The 16,108-nt window shown below is 50.8% G+C and carries 18 protein-coding genes; 10 read left to right on the forward strand and 8 right to left on the reverse strand.

All coding sequences use genetic code 11. The annotated features are described in order from the left end of the window. Positions 1-51: 51 nt before the first annotated feature. A complete protein-coding gene (locus NSS83_RS18285; protein WP_341346209.1) occupies positions 52-729 on the forward strand; it encodes a response regulator transcription factor in 678 nt (225 codons plus the stop codon). Beyond that, the gene (locus tag NSS83_RS18290) at positions 729-1,991 is read left to right on the forward strand and encodes a HAMP domain-containing sensor histidine kinase (protein ID WP_341346210.1); all 1,263 of its coding nucleotides are present in this window, start codon (positions 729-731) and stop codon (positions 1,989-1,991) included. Before NSS83_RS18285 ends, NSS83_RS18290 begins: the two co-directional genes overlap by 1 nt. A gap of 109 nt (positions 1,992-2,100) precedes the next feature. Here the strand turns inward: NSS83_RS18290 and NSS83_RS18295 are convergent, their stop codons facing one another. Then, a complete protein-coding gene (locus tag NSS83_RS18295; protein ID WP_341183403.1) occupies positions 2,101-3,168 on the reverse strand; it encodes a polysaccharide deacetylase family protein in 1,068 nt (355 codons plus the stop codon). 318 nt (positions 3,169-3,486) lie between these two features. On the opposite strand from NSS83_RS18295, the gene NSS83_RS18300 reads away from it, so the two are divergent. Next, positions 3,487-5,142 carry a cellulase family glycosylhydrolase gene (locus NSS83_RS18300; RefSeq protein ID WP_341183402.1) on the forward strand — a complete coding sequence of 552 codons (1,656 nt, stop codon included), beginning with the start codon at positions 3,487-3,489 and terminating at the stop codon, positions 5,140-5,142. Positions 5,143-5,594: 452 nt separating this feature from the next. Here NSS83_RS18300 and NSS83_RS18305 read toward each other — a convergent pair whose 3' ends face one another. The 4 genes from NSS83_RS18305 to NSS83_RS18320 all read right to left on the reverse strand — a co-directional run bounded on the left by NSS83_RS18305 (position 5,595) and on the right by NSS83_RS18320 (position 8,373). Next, the gene (locus NSS83_RS18305) at positions 5,595-6,122 is read right to left on the reverse strand and encodes an SMI1/KNR4 family protein (RefSeq protein ID WP_341183401.1); all 528 of its coding nucleotides are present in this window, start codon (positions 6,120-6,122) and stop codon (positions 5,595-5,597) included. Positions 6,123-6,136: 14 nt separating this feature from the next. Further along, on the reverse strand, positions 6,137-6,754 hold the full coding sequence (locus tag NSS83_RS18310; RefSeq protein ID WP_341183400.1) for an HNH endonuclease signature motif containing protein: 618 nt from the start codon (positions 6,752-6,754) through the stop codon (positions 6,137-6,139). A 180-nt stretch (positions 6,755-6,934) separates the two neighbouring features. Continuing rightward, positions 6,935-7,681, reverse strand: coding sequence for a sugar phosphate nucleotidyltransferase (locus NSS83_RS18315; protein ID WP_341183399.1), 747 nt, complete (start codon positions 7,679-7,681; stop codon positions 6,935-6,937). After that, positions 7,678-8,373 carry a TetR/AcrR family transcriptional regulator gene (locus NSS83_RS18320; protein WP_341183398.1) on the reverse strand — a complete coding sequence of 232 codons (696 nt, stop codon included), beginning with the start codon at positions 8,371-8,373 and terminating at the stop codon, positions 7,678-7,680. Before NSS83_RS18320 ends, NSS83_RS18315 begins: the two co-directional genes overlap by 4 nt. Positions 8,374-8,568: 195 nt before the next feature. Between NSS83_RS18320 and NSS83_RS18325 the strand changes: the two genes are divergently transcribed. From NSS83_RS18325 to NSS83_RS18335, 3 genes are all read left to right on the forward strand, one after another. Continuing rightward, positions 8,569-9,369 (forward strand): SDR family oxidoreductase, encoded by an 801-nt coding sequence (locus NSS83_RS18325; protein WP_341183397.1) that lies wholly within the window; start codon positions 8,569-8,571, stop codon positions 9,367-9,369. Next, positions 9,369-10,502, forward strand: coding sequence for an SMP-30/gluconolactonase/LRE family protein (locus tag NSS83_RS18330; RefSeq protein WP_341183396.1), 1,134 nt, complete (start codon positions 9,369-9,371; stop codon positions 10,500-10,502). Before NSS83_RS18325 ends, NSS83_RS18330 begins: the two co-directional genes overlap by 1 nt. 223 nt (positions 10,503-10,725) lie before the next feature. Beyond that, on the forward strand, positions 10,726-10,929 hold the full coding sequence (locus NSS83_RS18335) for a hypothetical protein (RefSeq protein WP_341183395.1): 204 nt from the start codon (positions 10,726-10,728) through the stop codon (positions 10,927-10,929). 29 nt (positions 10,930-10,958) lie between these two features. Here NSS83_RS18335 and NSS83_RS18340 read toward each other — a convergent pair whose 3' ends face one another. Next, entirely contained in the window at positions 10,959-11,774 is an 816-nt protein-coding gene (locus NSS83_RS18340; RefSeq protein WP_341346211.1) for a DNA-binding protein, read from the reverse strand. A gap of 161 nt (positions 11,775-11,935) precedes the next feature. Here NSS83_RS18340 and NSS83_RS18345 point away from each other — a divergent pair, with 161 nt between their 5' ends. Genes NSS83_RS18345 through NSS83_RS18360 form a run of 4 tightly spaced genes read left to right on the forward strand, consistent with a single transcriptional unit; the run spans position 11,936 to position 13,245 of the window. Continuing rightward, positions 11,936-12,286, forward strand: a complete 351-nt coding sequence (locus tag NSS83_RS18345) for a helix-turn-helix transcriptional regulator (RefSeq protein WP_341183393.1) — start codon at positions 11,936-11,938, stop codon at positions 12,284-12,286. Then, entirely contained in the window at positions 12,276-12,635 is a 360-nt protein-coding gene (locus tag NSS83_RS18350) for a helix-turn-helix transcriptional regulator (protein ID WP_341183392.1), read from the forward strand. Before NSS83_RS18345 ends, NSS83_RS18350 begins: the two co-directional genes overlap by 11 nt. Before the next feature lie 45 nt (positions 12,636-12,680). Beyond that, entirely contained in the window at positions 12,681-12,995 is a 315-nt protein-coding gene (locus tag NSS83_RS18355) for a helix-turn-helix transcriptional regulator (RefSeq protein ID WP_341346212.1), read from the forward strand. 19 nt (positions 12,996-13,014) lie between these two features. Beyond that, a complete protein-coding gene (locus NSS83_RS18360) occupies positions 13,015-13,245 on the forward strand; it encodes a hypothetical protein (RefSeq protein WP_341346213.1) in 231 nt (76 codons plus the stop codon). Between the two features lie 345 nt (positions 13,246-13,590). Here NSS83_RS18360 and NSS83_RS18365 read toward each other — a convergent pair whose 3' ends face one another. Both NSS83_RS18365 and NSS83_RS18370 read right to left on the reverse strand, forming a co-directional pair. Next, a complete protein-coding gene (locus NSS83_RS18365; RefSeq protein WP_341183389.1) occupies positions 13,591-15,321 on the reverse strand; it encodes an Imm51 family immunity protein in 1,731 nt (576 codons plus the stop codon). A gap of 268 nt (positions 15,322-15,589) precedes the next feature. After that, positions 15,590-16,102 carry an SRPBCC domain-containing protein gene (locus tag NSS83_RS18370; protein ID WP_036691785.1) on the reverse strand — a complete coding sequence of 171 codons (513 nt, stop codon included), beginning with the start codon at positions 16,100-16,102 and terminating at the stop codon, positions 15,590-15,592. Between the last annotated feature and the right edge of the window lie 6 nt (positions 16,103-16,108).

A 16,108-nucleotide genomic window follows, 5' to 3' on the forward strand; every position in this document is an offset into this window, starting at 1 on the left:
ATAATGGCAGCAGCAGCAAATCCATTACTTAAGAAGAGGATGAGCCATCCCATGAGAATATTAATCGTAGAAGACGAGATCCATCTGGCGGAGGCCTTAACCCAAATCCTCAAAAAGCACCATTATTCAGTAGACGCAGTCCACGACGGCCGTTCCGGTCTTGATTATGCGCAGAGCGGGATCTATGACCTGCTGCTGCTGGATATTATGATGCCGGAGCTGGATGGAATCAGCGTGTTGAAGGAGTTGCGCAAGGACGGCTTCTCCACACCGGTCATCATGCTTACCGCTAAAGGAGAGATCACCGACATGGTGACCGGACTCGATCATGGAGCTGACGATTATATCGCCAAGCCGTTCGCTTCAGAGGAGCTGCTGGCCCGTATCCGGGCTGCCCTGCGGCGTAAGGGCGAGGTGATTCCAGACGATGCCCTGAAATTCGGGGATCTGGAGCTGAATACGGCTAACCCGAAGCTGACGGTGAAGGGCAAGGAGATGAAGCTGAATCTGAAGGAGACAGAGCTGCTGGAGCTGCTGATCCTAAGGAAGCAGGCAGTCACCTCGAAGGAGCAGATCATTGAGAAGCTATGGGGGTTCGATTCCGAGGCGGAGCATAACAACGTGGAGGTCTATATTTCTTTTTTGCGTAAAAAACTGGCCTTCCTGAACTCGGAGGTGCGCATCAGCACGATTAGGGGCGTAGGGTATGTGCTGGAGGGGAGTGCCTGATGTTCAACAAACTCCGCACCCGGTTCCTGATTGTCAATCTGGTCACCATCTCCATTATCATGCTGGTGGCCTTCGCCGCCATCTACATCTTCACGTACCGCAATGTGCAGGCTGACATCTATATGGCGCTCCACCGGATTGCGGACATGCAAGAGCGGGGTCCGGGCGACGGACAAGGCCCGCGCGGTTCAGGCGGCGGGGCAATGCCTGCGGGCCAGGGGCCAATCGACCCTTACCAGCCGGAGCGTTCCGTCTCCTTCAAGGTGCAGACCGATGCCAGCGGCACGCTGACCGGCAAGGAATCGAAGTTCACCATGGACGATGAACTCTATACCGCCGCGCTGAAGGAGGCGCTCAGCCAGGGCAAGGACACCGGCCGGTTCACACTGGACGGCAGCCGCTGGATCTTCATGGTGAAGCCTGCAAGCAGCGGACAACAATTTGTCTTCATGGACATCACCGCCCAGCAGCAGATCCTGACGAACCTGATCTATACCTTCGCGGCTGTCGGCCTGCTGACGCTGGTCATCCTCTATTTCACCAGCCGCTACTTTGCGGGACGCTCGATTGCGCCGGTGCGGGAGGCTTTTGACAAGCAGAAGCAGTTCATTGCCGACGCCTCCCATGAGCTGAAGACGCCGCTGACGATCATTAACACCAACGCGGATGTGCTGCTGGCGAACAGTGAGGATACAATCGGTAATCAGGCAAAGTGGCTGCAATATATCAAGTCCGAAACGGAGCGTATGACGCGGCTGACAGGCGATCTGCTGTACCTGACGGAGATGGATGACTCGCGGACCGGGAAGCTCCACAGCAGGTTCAACATGAGCGAGGCGGCAGAGAATATTATTCTGACCATGGAGGCGGTCATCTTCGAGAAGAATCTCTCCTTCGATTATGACATCCAGCCGGGCCTTACCGTGCCGGGCAACAGCGAGCAGATCAAGCAGGTGGTGATGATTCTGCTGGATAACGCAGTGAAATATACGAATCCCAAGGGCTCTGTACACATCTCGCTCTATAAGCTGAACACCGGTGTGCTCCTCTCCGTCACGAATACGGGGGAAGGCATTGCGGCGGAGCATCTGTCGCGGATCTTTGACCGCTTTTACCGTACGGATACCTCCAGAGCGCGCAAGCAGGGCGGCTACGGGTTGGGTCTGGCTATCGCTAAGTCGATTGTGGACCAGCATAAAGGGAAGATCTATGCAAAGAGCGTGGCCGGAGAGTCCGTGACATTCTATGTACAGTTGCCTTGAGGGAGCTGTAGCAGATCTGAAGACTGACAGAGAAGGATTGGGCTATAAAAGGGGGTGCCCCGTCAGCTATGTTCTAGCCGGCTGGGGCACCCCCTTCAATATTGTAGCTTTAGTTGATTTCCAGATAATCAATATAAGCATCCCAAGTCCCGTCATCGGCGGTAACCACCAGCTCAATCACCTGATTGCCGGTTCCATGGCTGACATTGCTGATCGTATAGACCGCGGGGCTGCTTCCGCCATAGTAGAAGGTCCCCTTCGTCACCCCGCCGATTTTGAGGTCCACCCTGGCCATATTGGCGTTATTGGAGGCTCCGCGCAGGGAGAAATTATGGGTGCCGCTGGTGAAATTCTGAGTGTACTTCACGGAATCATTATTGGCGTATAAAGCGACTCCAGCGAACGGGGAACTGATGTTAGCAGTATATTGGCCCGCCTTAGTCATACTCTCCGCCTCTACCTTCGTTGCAGCGGGGCCAGGACCATTGCCGCCATCAGGCGCAACCGCCTTGCCGGTGGACGGGGAGATCATGCCTGAACACAGGTTACGGTTCTTGAGGTTCTGCGCAATCTGCGGAACCGCCTGGAGCGTGGGCTGATACTGGTCATGCATCAGGATGACATCCCCATTCTTCATCGTGCCCACAGCGGCCACGATCTGGGCGGTTCCCGCTCCGTTCCAGTCCTGAGAATCCACGTTCCAGAGCACTTCGGTAAGTCCGTTCTGGGCCTCAATGGATTTGAGAGTCGCGTTAGTCGCCCCGTACGGCGGACGGAACAGCTTCGGAGCAGTGCCGGTAATGGATTGCAGCGTCTGCTGCGCCTGCGTAATCTGAGACGTGACCTGGGAAGCGCCCAACTGTGTCAGATTAGGATGCGACCAGGAGTGATTGCCGATCCACATTCCTGCGTTCTTCTGGGCCAGTACAAGCGAGGGATTGTTCTGCGCATTCTGCCCGATATTGAAGAACGTGGCCCGCAGGCCATTCTGCTGCAGAGCATTAAGCAGATTCGTCGTGGTGCTTGGATTCGGACCGTCATCATACGTTAGTGCTACATACCCGGCCGAGCAATCGGCAGCGAACACCCTCTCCCCGCCCACCGCCAGCGACCCCACAAATAAAGACACGACAAGCGACCCGATAGCTGCCCATTGTATAGCTTTCATTCTAAACATTCTCTTAATCTCCTCTCTCGGATTGAATAGTTTGCTGACTGTACCCGTTAAGGCTGTAACTGTATGTATACGCTCTGTTGATATCAATCGCTTACATTAGTAATTATAGCAATAATTCCCTTTTTAAGCTAGATGTGATTCTTGTAATTTGTGATTTTAATAGCCACTAAGGAGAGATACGGCGACGCCGGTAAGGCGCTCCTAATTTATTCAATAATTTCCCATAATTCAGACCTGTCCGGGATGAATAGGTTTTCATTTTACCCGTATGATATAAAGTTCGGCTTTATCAAGAACCATATACGAGGAGGAAGATGAATGACCTTTGGTTTCAGGACACTGGGGAAAATGCTTTTGGCTCTAACACTGCTTGCAGGTACCGCCGCTATTGCCGGACAGCCGGTGAAGGCTGAGGGGGCAGCGAAGCTTTTTTATCACACCTCGGGCAGCCGGATTGTAGATTCGCAGGGGAACCCGGCCGTGTTCAACGGATTGAACTGGTTTGGCTTCGAGACGCCGAACTATTCCCCGCACGGATTATGGTCGCGTTCCATGGATGATGTGCTCGATCAGGTCCGCGCAGAAGGGTACAACCTGATTCGCCTGCCGTTCAGCAGTCAAATGTTCGACCCCGCTTCCCAGGCCAACAGCATTGATTATGCCAAAAACCCGGACCTGGCCGGTCTGACTCCGATCGAAATTATGGATACCTTAATCGAAAAAGCCGGCCAGCGCGGCATTCAAATCTTCCTGGACCGGCACCGCCCCGATTCCGGCGGGCAGTCGACGCTCTGGTATACGGCCGCATATCCTGAATCCCGCTGGATCAGTGACTGGGTGATGCTGGCTGCACGATATGCGAATAATCCTACGGTGATCGGTGCCGACCTGCATAATGAACCTCATGGCCCGGCAAGCTGGGGGACCGGTGATCTCAGCACAGACTGGCGGCTCGCAGCCCAGCGGGCAGGGAATGCCATCCTTGCGGTGAATCCGCATTGGCTGATCATCGTCGAAGGGATCGAGCAGAATGTGCAGGGTAACACCAGCAAGTACTGGTGGGGAGGCAACCTGACCGGGGTGCGGAATTATCCGGTAACGCTTACCGTGCCGAATCAAGTGGTGTATTCCCCGCATGATTACGGTCCCGGGGTGGCGGAGCAGCCGTGGTTCAGCGATCCTGCTTTTCCGGCAAACCTGCCTGCGATATGGGATCAGACCTGGGGCTATATCAGCAAAGAGAACATTGCCCCTCTAATCATGGGTGAATTCGGAGGCCGCAGCGTGGACACCCTCTCGGTGGAAGGGAAGTGGCAAAATAAACTAGTCGATTACATCGGCACGAATGACCTCTACTGGACCTACTGGACACTGAACCCCAACAGCGGGGATACCGGCGGTCTGCTGCAGGATGACTGGGCAACCTGGAACCGGCCGAAGCAGCTCATGCTGAACCGGATCATGAAAACGGTCACTTTCCCTCCTATTGAACAGCCCGGCGGCCCCGGGACAGGACCTATAACCGCCACTCCGCTCTACCGCAGTGATGAGACCGGCAACAATGTGGGCTCTATCCGGGCAAGTCTTCAGCTGAAGAGCACTTCCACCGTTCCCGTCCCGCTCAGCCAATTCACGATCCGTTACTGGTTCACGCAGGATGGCAGCACCGCACACACCATGGAGATTGACTACGCCGTCGTCGGCAAAAACAATATCCAGACCACCATCGTCCCGCTCACAGCGCCGGCCCCTGATGCCGATGCCTACGCTGAAATTTCCTTCAAGGACGGGGCCGGCAACCTGGCTGCTTCCGGCTCGACCGGAGAGATCCAGTTCCGCATTCACAAGGATAACTATGCGAATTACAGCCAGGCTAACGATTACTCCTTCCGGCCGCTGCTAACCAGCTTCACCGCCAATGACCGGATCACTGTATACCATAACGGCACGCTCATTTACGGTATAGAACCATAACAAATGGAAGGAGCTGTCCCAAAATTCATTGAATGGATTCTTGGGACAGCTCTTTATTTTTGAGTAAGGCCAACGTGCACACTTGGTTGGATGCTCTGCGAACGGACCGCTGTTTGGGTCACTGGAGAGGTTGCGGATTATAAAGAAGACTACATCTTAGCGGTATGTCTAATGAAGATGCCAAAAAGTTTATTTGGACAACTGAAGAACAAACGGGGTTCCGACGATTTTGGCGATGCGGCTTGGGGAAAGTGAAGTTCGAAGTCGGTTGGCTTTCGTTCGCCCATCATAGATCACTATTCAAAATAGGAAAAGCGAGAGGAGGTACACCCCGGTTAAGCGCCGCAGTGCGTCTCACTCTCGCCTGATTTCTACAATACAAATATCATGACTAAAGCCCATCAAACGGCCAAAGACGCCAAATATCAGTCATTAAAAATCTAAAGTCATCTCTAAGAATTATGATTCCAAGACCAAAAAAAAGCTCCTTGTGCTGTTATAAGTCTATCAAACCATATTTCAAAGTTCAGGTTTATTGGTTCACCTTCATACTCTGCTGAATCATAAACAGATCGATCGAGTAGGTAGTCTTCCCTACCTTCCTTTACTCTGTTGGCATTTACACAAATAAGTGTCTGATCATATTTAGCTATCACGTAGATATGAGACGGGGCAGGATAACGTTCTAAATAATCTTCAATCTCATCAAGTCCCAAAACATACCACGATGGCTCGACCTTCTCTTCTTCGTCTTTAAATAACTCTGCACCATTATGGATTGAAAGAAACAGTTTTAAGCTATTAGGTAGAATTAATCCAGTTTCCTTTTGAAAATCATCAATTTCTCTTATAGATGCAGGTTTTGAAAAGGAACATGAAGTGTTTAGTGTATAACCTTGAGTTCTTTGAATAACGTTTAAAGAAGATTTACTTAGTCTTCTTTTTAGTCCATCCAGTGTTAAATCAAGTAAATTGGGCACTATTTTCATCCTTTTTATTTATAATATGAAAACCAGAACGAAAATTTAAGATGATGATCTGCCCATAAAGGAATTAGGTTAGAAAAATCATTGTTTCCTCCATATTCTAATGGACGAATATGATGAATTTCAATCGGTTGCGTCCAATTGACATAACCATAATTACTATCATAATAATTTCTATAAGCTGTTCTTACTGAATTATTAAAAGTTTCTCTAAGTGGCGCTGTATAGGATGAACTGTAAGTAGGCCACTCAGTTGAACTAGGCATTGTAGCGTTGAGATAACCATGAACATCCACATTTTTCCAAGATGGATATCTCTGGCCCAATCTATTTAACAATATATCTACTTCCCAATAGTTATTACCTGCTGTTCCAAGTTGACCTGTTTGGGGGTTTACAACCCATATGCCAAAAGCACTATTATACGTTGAATAAAAATATGTTTTATTGACCGTTATAGGTTTTGTTACAGCTTGGCCAACCCATATTTGACCTGCACTCCATGCAACGTTGAGTTGGGTGAACAAACCTAAGGAAGCAAATCGTTCTGTTCCTCTGTATAATGCACTCACAGCCTCAATACTTGTTGGCGGTGTGCCAATAATGTTATTTATTTTTATAACCAAATAAGGGGATGTAGTCTCGGTAACTACAAGGCCTGATTTAAGCTCTACATAATCTGTTCCTATACCGATTGCTTTTTGACTTTCATTAGTTAAATCACGATCATAGAAATTTTTAACTTGTGAATTTTCACTAGATTCTTCCTCTGCCCGTGCGTTTTGTTGATTTTTAACTAACCCAGGTTACTCTGCCTGTTCCTCCAGCCTCGCCCGCATCTGCGCATAGGCCTCCGGGGTGCCGACATCCTCAATCGTGCCCTCCGTATAGTAGGCCCGCATCTCCTGACGGGAATGCAGCCACTCGGGAAAATAACTCGGCGCATCCGGGTTGCCCCCTTCCGCCAGATAACGGGAGAACAGCGGCAGCGTAGAACGTTTGTAGATGTACAGCGCAAATACGCCAATGTTCGAGCGGGGCGCCTGCGGCTTTTCCTCCAGGGACAAGACCCGATTCTGCGCATCCAGCTCCGCCACGCCGATACTGCGCAGCTCCGCCGGATCATCTACCGTCCGCACCAGAATACAGTCGGTATCCACCTTGTGAAAATAGTCCAAATACCCCGCCAGGCCGAAGCCCAGCACATTATCGCCCGCCAGCACCAGCAGATCCTCCTGCGGCTGCTCCTGCTCCAGCACAAACTGGATATCGCCAATCGCGCCTAAACGCCCCTCGGGAGAAGAAGTGCCGTCGTTGAGGATACGAACCTGCTTGCTCCCTTGGTACTGCCCGGCCCACTGTTCAAAAGCATGGAAAAAGCGCTCATTCGTCACCACAAGAATCTCCGAAATCTCCTCCAGCACCTCCAGCCGCGCGGCCAGCAGATCCAGAATCGTCCGGCTTCCCTGCACCGGCAGCAGCGGCTTCGGGGTGTCCAGCGTTAACGGATACAGACGGGTGGCATACCCCGCAGCCAAGATTAAAGCAATCATCCTTTGCTCGCCCCTTTGCCTGGTCCGGGTGCCGCAAACAAGGATTGGGATAGCAAAGCCATCGTCTGTTTGTATACGGTATGGGCGGTTAAGGTATCTCCAAGGAATCCACCCATATACAGATGAATTACACCGTGCAGTGAGGACCATATGACGGCGACAAGAGCCCCGGTCTCTTCCTGATCCGAAATAAGCCCCTGCTGCTGGGCGGTAATGATTAGAACCTGTAGTCGGCTTATGGCGGTCAACGTTCCCTGCATACTCTCCGCATCCGGCTTGAATTCGGCAAAAGCCCCTCCGAACATCAGCTTGTAATAGCTGCTGTAATCCTGTCCGAACTGCCAGAAGGCTTCGCCCAGCTCCAGCAGATGCTGCCGGAGGTCAGCGGACGGCGGCACCTCTTCAAAACGCAGGGCCAGCAGCTTACAACCTTCAAGATATAACTGCTGGGCCAGCCCCTCTTTATTGACAAATAGACTATAGATAATTTTGGTGGAACAGCCCATTCTTTGCGATACTCTGCGTACAGTGACGGCCTCCGGCCCCTCTTCCTGCAGAATATCTGCGGCTGCATCTACCACTAGCTTACGGAGATTCTCCGTATTTTGCAGACGGGCTTCCTGATAGGTCTTCAGTGTCCGGCCCGTGGATGGCGAGGACTTGTCTTCGTTATGGATAGGAATCACCTTCATTCGGTTATCAATGTTATTGACCAGCAACAGGGTTGCCGGGTTCTAACAGGAATTCTAAACATTCGCACCTGGGATGTCAATTAAACCCTTACGTGAAAAAATTAGATTGACACACGTGTGATGTTTTGGTTACTATGATTCACATAGGTAACGTTGTTACCAAAACAAAACATTGGTTCAGAAGGAGAATTGAAAATGAATATTAAAGGGAAATGGTCATTGGTCACCGGAGCCTCTTCGGGAATCGGAGAACAGTTTGCAAGACAATTAGCCAAGGAAGGCAGCCATCTGGTGCTGGTCGCCAGAACCAAAAGCAAACTCGAGGCGCTCGCAGCCGAATTGACGCGCAGCCATGGAGTTCAGTGCCGGGTGATTCCGCTGGATCTATCGCTCGAAGGCGCTGCCGGAGAGCTGTACCAGCAATGCCAGCAGCTTGACCTGAATATCGATCTGCTGGTGAACAATGCGGGTTTTGCCACCCATGGCCTGTTCGAGCAGGTCTCCGGCGAGCGCCAGCATGAAGAGGTCATGCTCAACGTAGCCGCTGTAGTCGATATGACGCATCTCTTCCTTCCCGGAATGCTCCACAGAGGAGCAGGTGCTGTGATCAATGTATCGTCTACCGCAGGCTTTCAGCCGCTGCCTTATATGGCCGTCTATGGGGCGACCAAAGCTTTTGTCTTATCCTTCACCGATGCCCTCTACTGGGAGAATCGTGATCGTGGCGTACAATTCTTCGCCCTGTGTCCAGGCTCGACGGAGACTAATTTCTTCAACGTGGTAGGTACGGAGGATGCCTCTGTCGGCGGCGCGAAGGACTCGCCGGAGCGGGTAGTGGCCCTTACACTGCGCGCTATGGCCAGAGGAAAACAGTACGTTGTTCCGGGGCTCCGCAATTACCTGAGTGCCCAGATCACCCGGTTCATGACCCGCAGACAAAGCCTGCGCCTGGTCGGGGGTATGCTTCGCCCTACAAACCCTAAGGAGAATGTCTAATGTCTACAGAAACTAATCAACGCAAACGGTCCGCCGGTAAGCATATCCGTAGATGGAGCTTGATCCTGCTCGGAATAATCGTGCTGGGAATCGCCGGATTCCTGCTGATGCCAGCCCCGGTAGAGCCTGCCGTGTGGTCTGCACCTGCCGCCCCTTCTTTTGAGCAGGAGGGTCCCTGGAAAGAGAACAGCAAGCTTAGCTCCGCAGAGCTTGTGACAGACCGCGCGAAGTTCCCGGAATTTATCACTTTTGATGCTACGGGCCGCCTGTATACAGGCGACTCTGACGGTAAAATTTACAGAGTGGCCTTCGATGCGGAAGGTAAAGCGCAGCCAGCCGAAGTGTTCGCCGATACCCAGGGAACACCTAACGGGCTGAAATTCGATGCTGCCGGAAATCTGATTGTGACGGATATTCAGAAGGGGCTGCTGTCGATTGGCAAGGACGGGAAGATTGAAGTATTGGCCACAGAAGTAGATGGAGGGCCGATCTATCTGGCGAACGAGCTGGATATCGCGCAGGACGGAATGATCTATTTCTCCGATACCTCTAACTACGGCAAGGTCATGTTCAAAGAGATCGCCGAGAACAAACCGCATGGACGGTTGTTGAGATATGATCCGCAGACCCGGCAGACCACCGTTCTGCTGAAGGATTTATATTTTGCCAATGGGGTCGCATTGTCTGCTGAAGAAGATTTCGTGCTTGTTGCTGAATCGTACCATTATCAGTTGACCCGATACTGGCTGAAGGGGCCCAAGCAAGGCACCTCGGATATATTCGCGGAGAATCTGGCGGGGTTCCCGGACAATATCACCCGTGATGAACAGGGGCATTTCTGGGTAGGGGTATTTACAACCCGGCTGGCTTTTGCCGATTACATGCACAGTCATCCTTGGGTAGCCGCGACGATGTCCAAGGTTCCGCAAACCTTGTTAGATGGAGCAAGTGCCCCGGTAAAACACGGACTTGCCGCAGAATACGGCCCCGAAGGCGAGCTTGTGAGCAGCTGGCATGATCCGGAAGGAACCTTGTACGGGATCACCACTGCCGTAAGCCAGGGAGGATATTTATATCTCGGAACTGCACCGGGCGGAAGCCAAGGGGTTCACCGGGTGCTTTTGAAACCGTAAGATTGCCACATTGAGGCAGCCCAATAGTAGCTCACTCCGGCAGGAGGGGCTGCTGTTGCGGTTCACCACATCCGCAAGCTTAAGACCCACCTGCTCCAGACGACCATTCATATGATTCAGTGCACCTTCCACCTGCTTGTCTGGTTATTTTGCAGGGTAATTATGGTAGAATTACAAGGGAGTCATTGAGATAACGGGTATCATACCTGAATGGAGGATAAGCATGAAAACATTCCTTGCCTCAAAATCTTTTCTGGTCACATCAATCTTGTTCAGTCTGCTATTCATTGTGAATCTGACTGCAACACCAGATGGTACAGCCATAGACATGGTATTCAGTATCCTGAAGTCTGTCTTGGCGGGGGTAATCAGCGGATTTTTGATTGGCGGAGTGATTTTTCTTTTACGGAAGAAGGACAAGATTTGAACACAACTCCACTTACAATGACGGGATCTTCATACTATTTGACCGAGGCACTCCTGTAGCAATTCATGATATCCCCCGGCCTGTTCGTCCGTCACTCCTTCCCGCAGTGCTTCGAACAGCGCCAGACAGCGCTTGAAATTCCCGTCATGTCCGGACTGATGGGCCAGTCTTAAAGATTGCATCATCCAGTCCAGCGCCTCCTGTATTCTGCCTGTCCGTTTATGATATAGCGCTAAATGATAACAATAGCTGAAATAGTGCGAGAGATTGCCTGCATCTTCATAGTCCCCAAACCCGGCACTCTGCTCCGCGAACGTATGCAGCAGATCATCCACATCTAGCCCGTAATCCACCGCAGCCTGCAAAATAGTCCCTAACCCCGGCAACAGCTCCTCCGGATGATCCTGCAAGAAACAGCAATATTCCTCCAGAAGTCCAGTCTGCCCTGAGAGAATATCCACCATATACAAGTTAGCACGCGCCAAGCCTCTGAACTCCTCGGCAATCACCTCTCCTTCTTCCCCCAAATCCTCCATCCAGCCCAGCTCAGCATAGCGGTATATCATCTCTCTAGCGTCGTCATACTTCTGCTGCTTCTGATAAGCGATGCCCCGCATCAAATGACTGAACCCGAAATAATATACAAGCGGACGCTGCATGTCCATAAGCGGTACCGGAATTCCTTTAGCCTTGTGATACTGCCGCTCCTCATAGATACACTGCGCATAGCTGTAAAGAATACCTGCTGTATTCAGCATCTTATCCCAATCCTCTAAGCGATTTGCCATTTCCAGCATTTCAACGATAATGTCCGGATTGAGTATTTTTAGAATAAAAGGGCGCATGGTCGTGCCTCCTTTTTCCATTTTAAGTTAATTGTATAACTAAATATACATTTGGTCAAGATAAAAAGTACTTTTAAGTACTAATATTATAAAGATTACTTTGTCTTTGATGATCTGTAATGGTTAACATACCTCTTCTAACCTTAAGTGGAGGTGATCCCATGAATTTACCAGAAAGTGTAGGAAGTCGGATACGTGAGCTTAGAAAAGCTAAAGGATGGACCCAGGAGCAACTGGCGGAAGCTGCATCACTTCACTACAGCTATATAGGTGGGGTTGAACGCGGAGACCGCAATATTTCTTTGGAGACCCTGGAGAAAATAATAGCTGCCTTCCAAATCCCCGCTGAAGAAATTTTTCGTTTCGAGGATCATACCGACCGCCGTAAGGTGTTAGATGAACATATGACTTTGATAAGTAGCAGGAGTACTAATGAGATAGAAGCGCTGACCAAGATCAATCGGGAAGTGGTGGCTACATTAGATAGCTCCGAAAATAAAGATGGCAGATGAATTCAAACCCGAGCTTGTAAAAAGAATCGGGGAACGCATCCGAAGATTACGCAAAGAAATGAACCTCTCGCAAGAACAGCTTGCAGAACGGTCCGGTCTACATACTAATTATGTGGGTCAAGTTGAACGCGGAGAAAAGAACCTCACGCTTGAGACCTTGGAAAAGGTCGTTACAGGGTTAAACATATCGCTAGAGGAACTGTTCCGTTATATTGGACCCATGGAGCAAAAGGATGCTCTTAGTCAGATTATAGAGTTACTGGTTGAGCGCCCCTCAGAAGATCAGAAAATGGCACTTAGTTTGCTAAAATCGGTTTTAGAGTGGGAAGAGAAGAAACATGACCTTTGAGAATACTACGCTATGACAGACTTACGGAATACAGTCGGAGACCGAATGCGCGCTATAAGAAAGGCCCAAGGATTAACACAACAGCAATTAGCCGAGCTATCCAACTTGGATGATGCGTACATAGGAGCAGTTGAGCGTGGGGAGCGGAATTTTTCTATAGATACCTTAGAGAAGATCGTAACAGCATTACAAATTCAACCCAGCGAGTTATTTCTCCATTCTCAGGGTCTTAACGAGACTGAGGCTGCGCAGCAGAAAGCCCTTGATGAATATGCGGGTATTGTCAGCAGGTTAAGTGTGAAGCAAATCACTACTCTGCAGAGGATTGTTAGCGAGGTAAAAGGAGCTTTTGAAGCATAAGCATTCCTGAGGTGATCCCATGAATTTACCAGAAAGTGTAGGAACGACCCTGGAGAAAATAATAGCCGCCTTCCAAATCCCTGCTGAAGAAATTTTTCGTTTCGAGGATCATACGGACCGCCGGAAGGCGTTAGATGAACATATGACTTTGATAAGTGGCAGAAGGACACACGAGATAGAAGCTCTCACTAAGATCAATCGGGAAGTGCTGGCTACCCTGGATAGCTCCGAAAAAAAAGATGCCAGATGAATCCAAACCCAAAGGGATGCTGCTTAGTAAACTGAACTCGGTTTTGAGAAAAGAGGAGTATTATGGGATCTCCAAGTGGAATGATTATTTTCTCAGCAATATCAACTATATTTTTGGTTGTATGGGTTATCGGAGCTCTGTTAATAGCAATATTCCCCTTTAAGTCCTGGGAGCTACTACAAGGATGGAAGGCACGCAGAGAGCCATCCTCCTCCTATTTTATAATGGTAAGAGTACTGGCATTTATTATGCTTATCATTGGTATTGTTCTACTTTCCTTAAACTTGTTTCACAATTAATAAAAAACAGGACTGCCCATATACAGGCAGCCCCGTCTGATTCGTCCTAATCCAGCTCCGCACGCGAGAACAGATCGCGGATGAGCTCATTATCCTCACAGGCCCGCTTGAAGGCAGTGGCGAACTTGACCAGCGCCTCGCCATCGGAGGAATAGGCGCAGAACATATCTGCTTCCGGGTCAAACCGGATGATCTGGGCCAGCTCAGGCATCCGCTCCTCCAGGAAGACTGCTGCCAGAGAGGCCCAATCATACCCGCCCCCTTCGAAGCCCTCGTCTTCCCGCGCGGCGAATACCTCCGTCTTATAGCTTCCTGCATTCAGAATCACGGACTTGCCGCCGTTATCCTGCTCCACGATAATAAAAGGCTTCAGATCCGCAGCTCCCGCCGATTCCGCCTCTTTCAGCTTCTTCAATAACTGTTCCTTCGCCTCATCCGTGAACCGGAGCGTCCCGTTCGTGTTCACGATCATGCCTTGGCGGACCCGGTCGTCCAGCCAGTCCGAGATGAAGCCCGGGGCATATCCGCCTGTGCTGAATTCACCGCCGAACGCGATCATTTTGGAATATACCTCAAGATATTGGTCACGGCTCGTATTCGGGTAGACGCGCGTATAGAGCCAGAATTGCAGATCATACATCAAGGTGGACCGCTCGTCCGCATGAAGAGAGAAGTGGCCCTTCTCCTCCACAATGGCGGTGCTGATCCTGCGGATAACGCCCTCTATATCGTCCACTTCCGTAACCTTGTCGCACAGCTCCTGCAACAGCGGTGAGAACGCCCCGGACGCCACTGTCTTCAGGTCATCCTCCTTATCCTCCTCCGAGGTATCAAACACCTCATCGTTCACCAGCCCGCGGATGAAGGTTTCGAAGTCGGGGGCCAGGAACGTAATCTCATAATCGCCCTCCTGGTCCACATGAATCACCTCAGGTTCACCCTCCGGGCCGCAGTGGCGGTAATCCAGCATGATGACATCATGTCCGGCAGAAGGACAGTCTCCGAAGACCACGCCAATGTCGGGGTAACCCCACTCCTCAATCATGAAGCGGCTGCCCAGCTCTCCGCAGAGGGAGTAGCTTTTGTCACGGCCGATCCCGGCAATTCCTGATATCGCGACATGGTTCTCCGCCCAGGAGGTAGATTCATTCACCGGAAAACAAGTATTCCGCGGAATCCCCCCGTTATGCTGCTTCATCATGGCAATGTAAGAAGCTGGCAGCTTATAGCCCAGTTCTTGCTCGACTGAAGCAATCAGCTCGTCACTGGGCAGCGGAGAGACATACTCCTTCAAGGCGTAGTCGCTGTCCTCCCAGAAATCCGCACAGAAATCAAGGAAAGACCCAAGGTCTCTGCCGCCGCTCTCTCTGAGCAATTTAGCATTATGTATCGCTTCGGCACGCCTGGCCTGCTCTCTGGCCTCACGCTGCAAGCCTTCCCGGCTGTACTCCAGCATATTCTGAATATCTCCGTCTCCCGGCTCCAGTTCATCTGCACGTGCAAACGCTTGGACAGCCTGCTCGTACTGCTTCAGATAATAGTAGGAGTACCCTGTGCGAAAATGCCACAGCGAATCCGCCTTGCCTTCCTCTGCAATGCTGAGCAGCAGCTCCAGCGCTTTGTCGTAATCTCCCAGGTTGTTATAGGCTCTGCCCAATTGGCTGATACATTCATAATCTCTTGCCTCCGGAGGAATCTCCAGAAGACGGTCCACAATCTGCTGAAATTCATTCTTGTCAAGCCAACGCTTCACTTGTGCCAGCAACGCTTCATCCATACCTTTTAGCCTCCCTGTTTGGACACTGCAAAACAAGCCCATCCCCAAATTCCGCAGGCGCGCTTGCCGTCAGTTCATTCACTATTACCCATTCACCGGAAAATCGGGAAATTAAACAGGCCCCGGTTAACATAGATATCTCCCGGCTCAAAATAACCCCGCAAAACGAGGCTTTAGCTTCGGCTTCTATACCAAAAAGAGGCTGTCCCTGCCTATATCCGGCATCAGGACAGCCCCCTATAATATCATACCTATACATTCCGGCAATTTACTGAATCGACTGCAGATGCTCCCCGAGACGGTCCCAGGTTTCGGTAATTCCCTGGATCATCCCCATATCCATGACAGTACGGAGCGCTTCTTCGGACTCATATTTCGAGCGGCTGATCAGCTTCGTTCCGCCCCCCTCCGTCTCTTCAAAGATCATGCTGACCAAAGTAGACGGCATTCCTTCGGTTTCATTGCCTTCGGCATCCGAGAAGTAATCGGTGTAGACAAAGCTCTCGCCATCAGTAATTTCATGATAGACGCCCTTGCCCCAGGATTCCATTCCGAAGAATTCCCCCTGCTTCTCATCGACACACTTCATACAGTAATGCCAAATACCGCCCGGACGAAAATCAACGCTGCAGAAGGGAACAATCCAGCCGCGCGGGCCCCACCACTGCTTCAGATGCTCTGCCTCAGAAAATACTTTGAATACCAGCTCACGCGGGGCATCGAATACACGTTCCAGAACCAGCTCAAGACCTTCTACTCGGGAAATCATTGTGCCAGACATTCCTAA

The organism is Paenibacillus sp. FSL H3-0469, from assembly GCF_038051945.1.
Classification (GTDB): domain Bacteria; phylum Bacillota; class Bacilli; order Paenibacillales; family Paenibacillaceae; genus Paenibacillus_AQ.

Coding starts and splice junctions, on each gene's coding strand:
- NSS83_RS18330 (WP_341183396.1), top strand. CDS start 9,369: ATGTCTACAGAAACTAATCAACGCAAACGGTCCGCCGGTAAGCATATC.
- NSS83_RS18370 (WP_036691785.1), bottom strand. CDS start 16,102: ATGTCTGGCACAATGATTTCCCGAGTAGAAGGTCTTGAGCTGGTTCTG.
- NSS83_RS18340 (WP_341346211.1), bottom strand. CDS start 11,774: ATGCGCCCTTTTATTCTAAAAATACTCAATCCGGACATTATCGTTGAA.
- NSS83_RS18355 (WP_341346212.1), top strand. CDS start 12,681: ATGCGCGCTATAAGAAAGGCCCAAGGATTAACACAACAGCAATTAGCC.
- NSS83_RS18295 (WP_341183403.1), bottom strand. CDS start 3,168: ATGTTTAGAATGAAAGCTATACAATGGGCAGCTATCGGGTCGCTTGTC.
- NSS83_RS18360 (WP_341346213.1), top strand. CDS start 13,015: ATGAATTTACCAGAAAGTGTAGGAACGACCCTGGAGAAAATAATAGCC.
- NSS83_RS18350 (WP_341183392.1), top strand. CDS start 12,276: ATGGCAGATGAATTCAAACCCGAGCTTGTAAAAAGAATCGGGGAACGC.
- NSS83_RS18365 (WP_341183389.1), bottom strand. CDS start 15,321: ATGGATGAAGCGTTGCTGGCACAAGTGAAGCGTTGGCTTGACAAGAAT.
- NSS83_RS18345 (WP_341183393.1), top strand. CDS start 11,936: ATGAATTTACCAGAAAGTGTAGGAAGTCGGATACGTGAGCTTAGAAAA.
- NSS83_RS18335 (WP_341183395.1), top strand. CDS start 10,726: ATGAAAACATTCCTTGCCTCAAAATCTTTTCTGGTCACATCAATCTTG.
- NSS83_RS18300 (WP_341183402.1), top strand. CDS start 3,487: ATGACCTTTGGTTTCAGGACACTGGGGAAAATGCTTTTGGCTCTAACA.
- NSS83_RS18290 (WP_341346210.1), top strand. CDS start 729: ATGTTCAACAAACTCCGCACCCGGTTCCTGATTGTCAATCTGGTCACC.
- NSS83_RS18315 (WP_341183399.1), bottom strand. CDS start 7,681: ATGATTGCTTTAATCTTGGCTGCGGGGTATGCCACCCGTCTGTATCCG.
- NSS83_RS18325 (WP_341183397.1), top strand. CDS start 8,569: ATGAATATTAAAGGGAAATGGTCATTGGTCACCGGAGCCTCTTCGGGA.
- NSS83_RS18285 (WP_341346209.1), top strand. CDS start 52: ATGAGAATATTAATCGTAGAAGACGAGATCCATCTGGCGGAGGCCTTA.
- NSS83_RS18320 (WP_341183398.1), bottom strand. CDS start 8,373: ATGAAGGTGATTCCTATCCATAACGAAGACAAGTCCTCGCCATCCACG.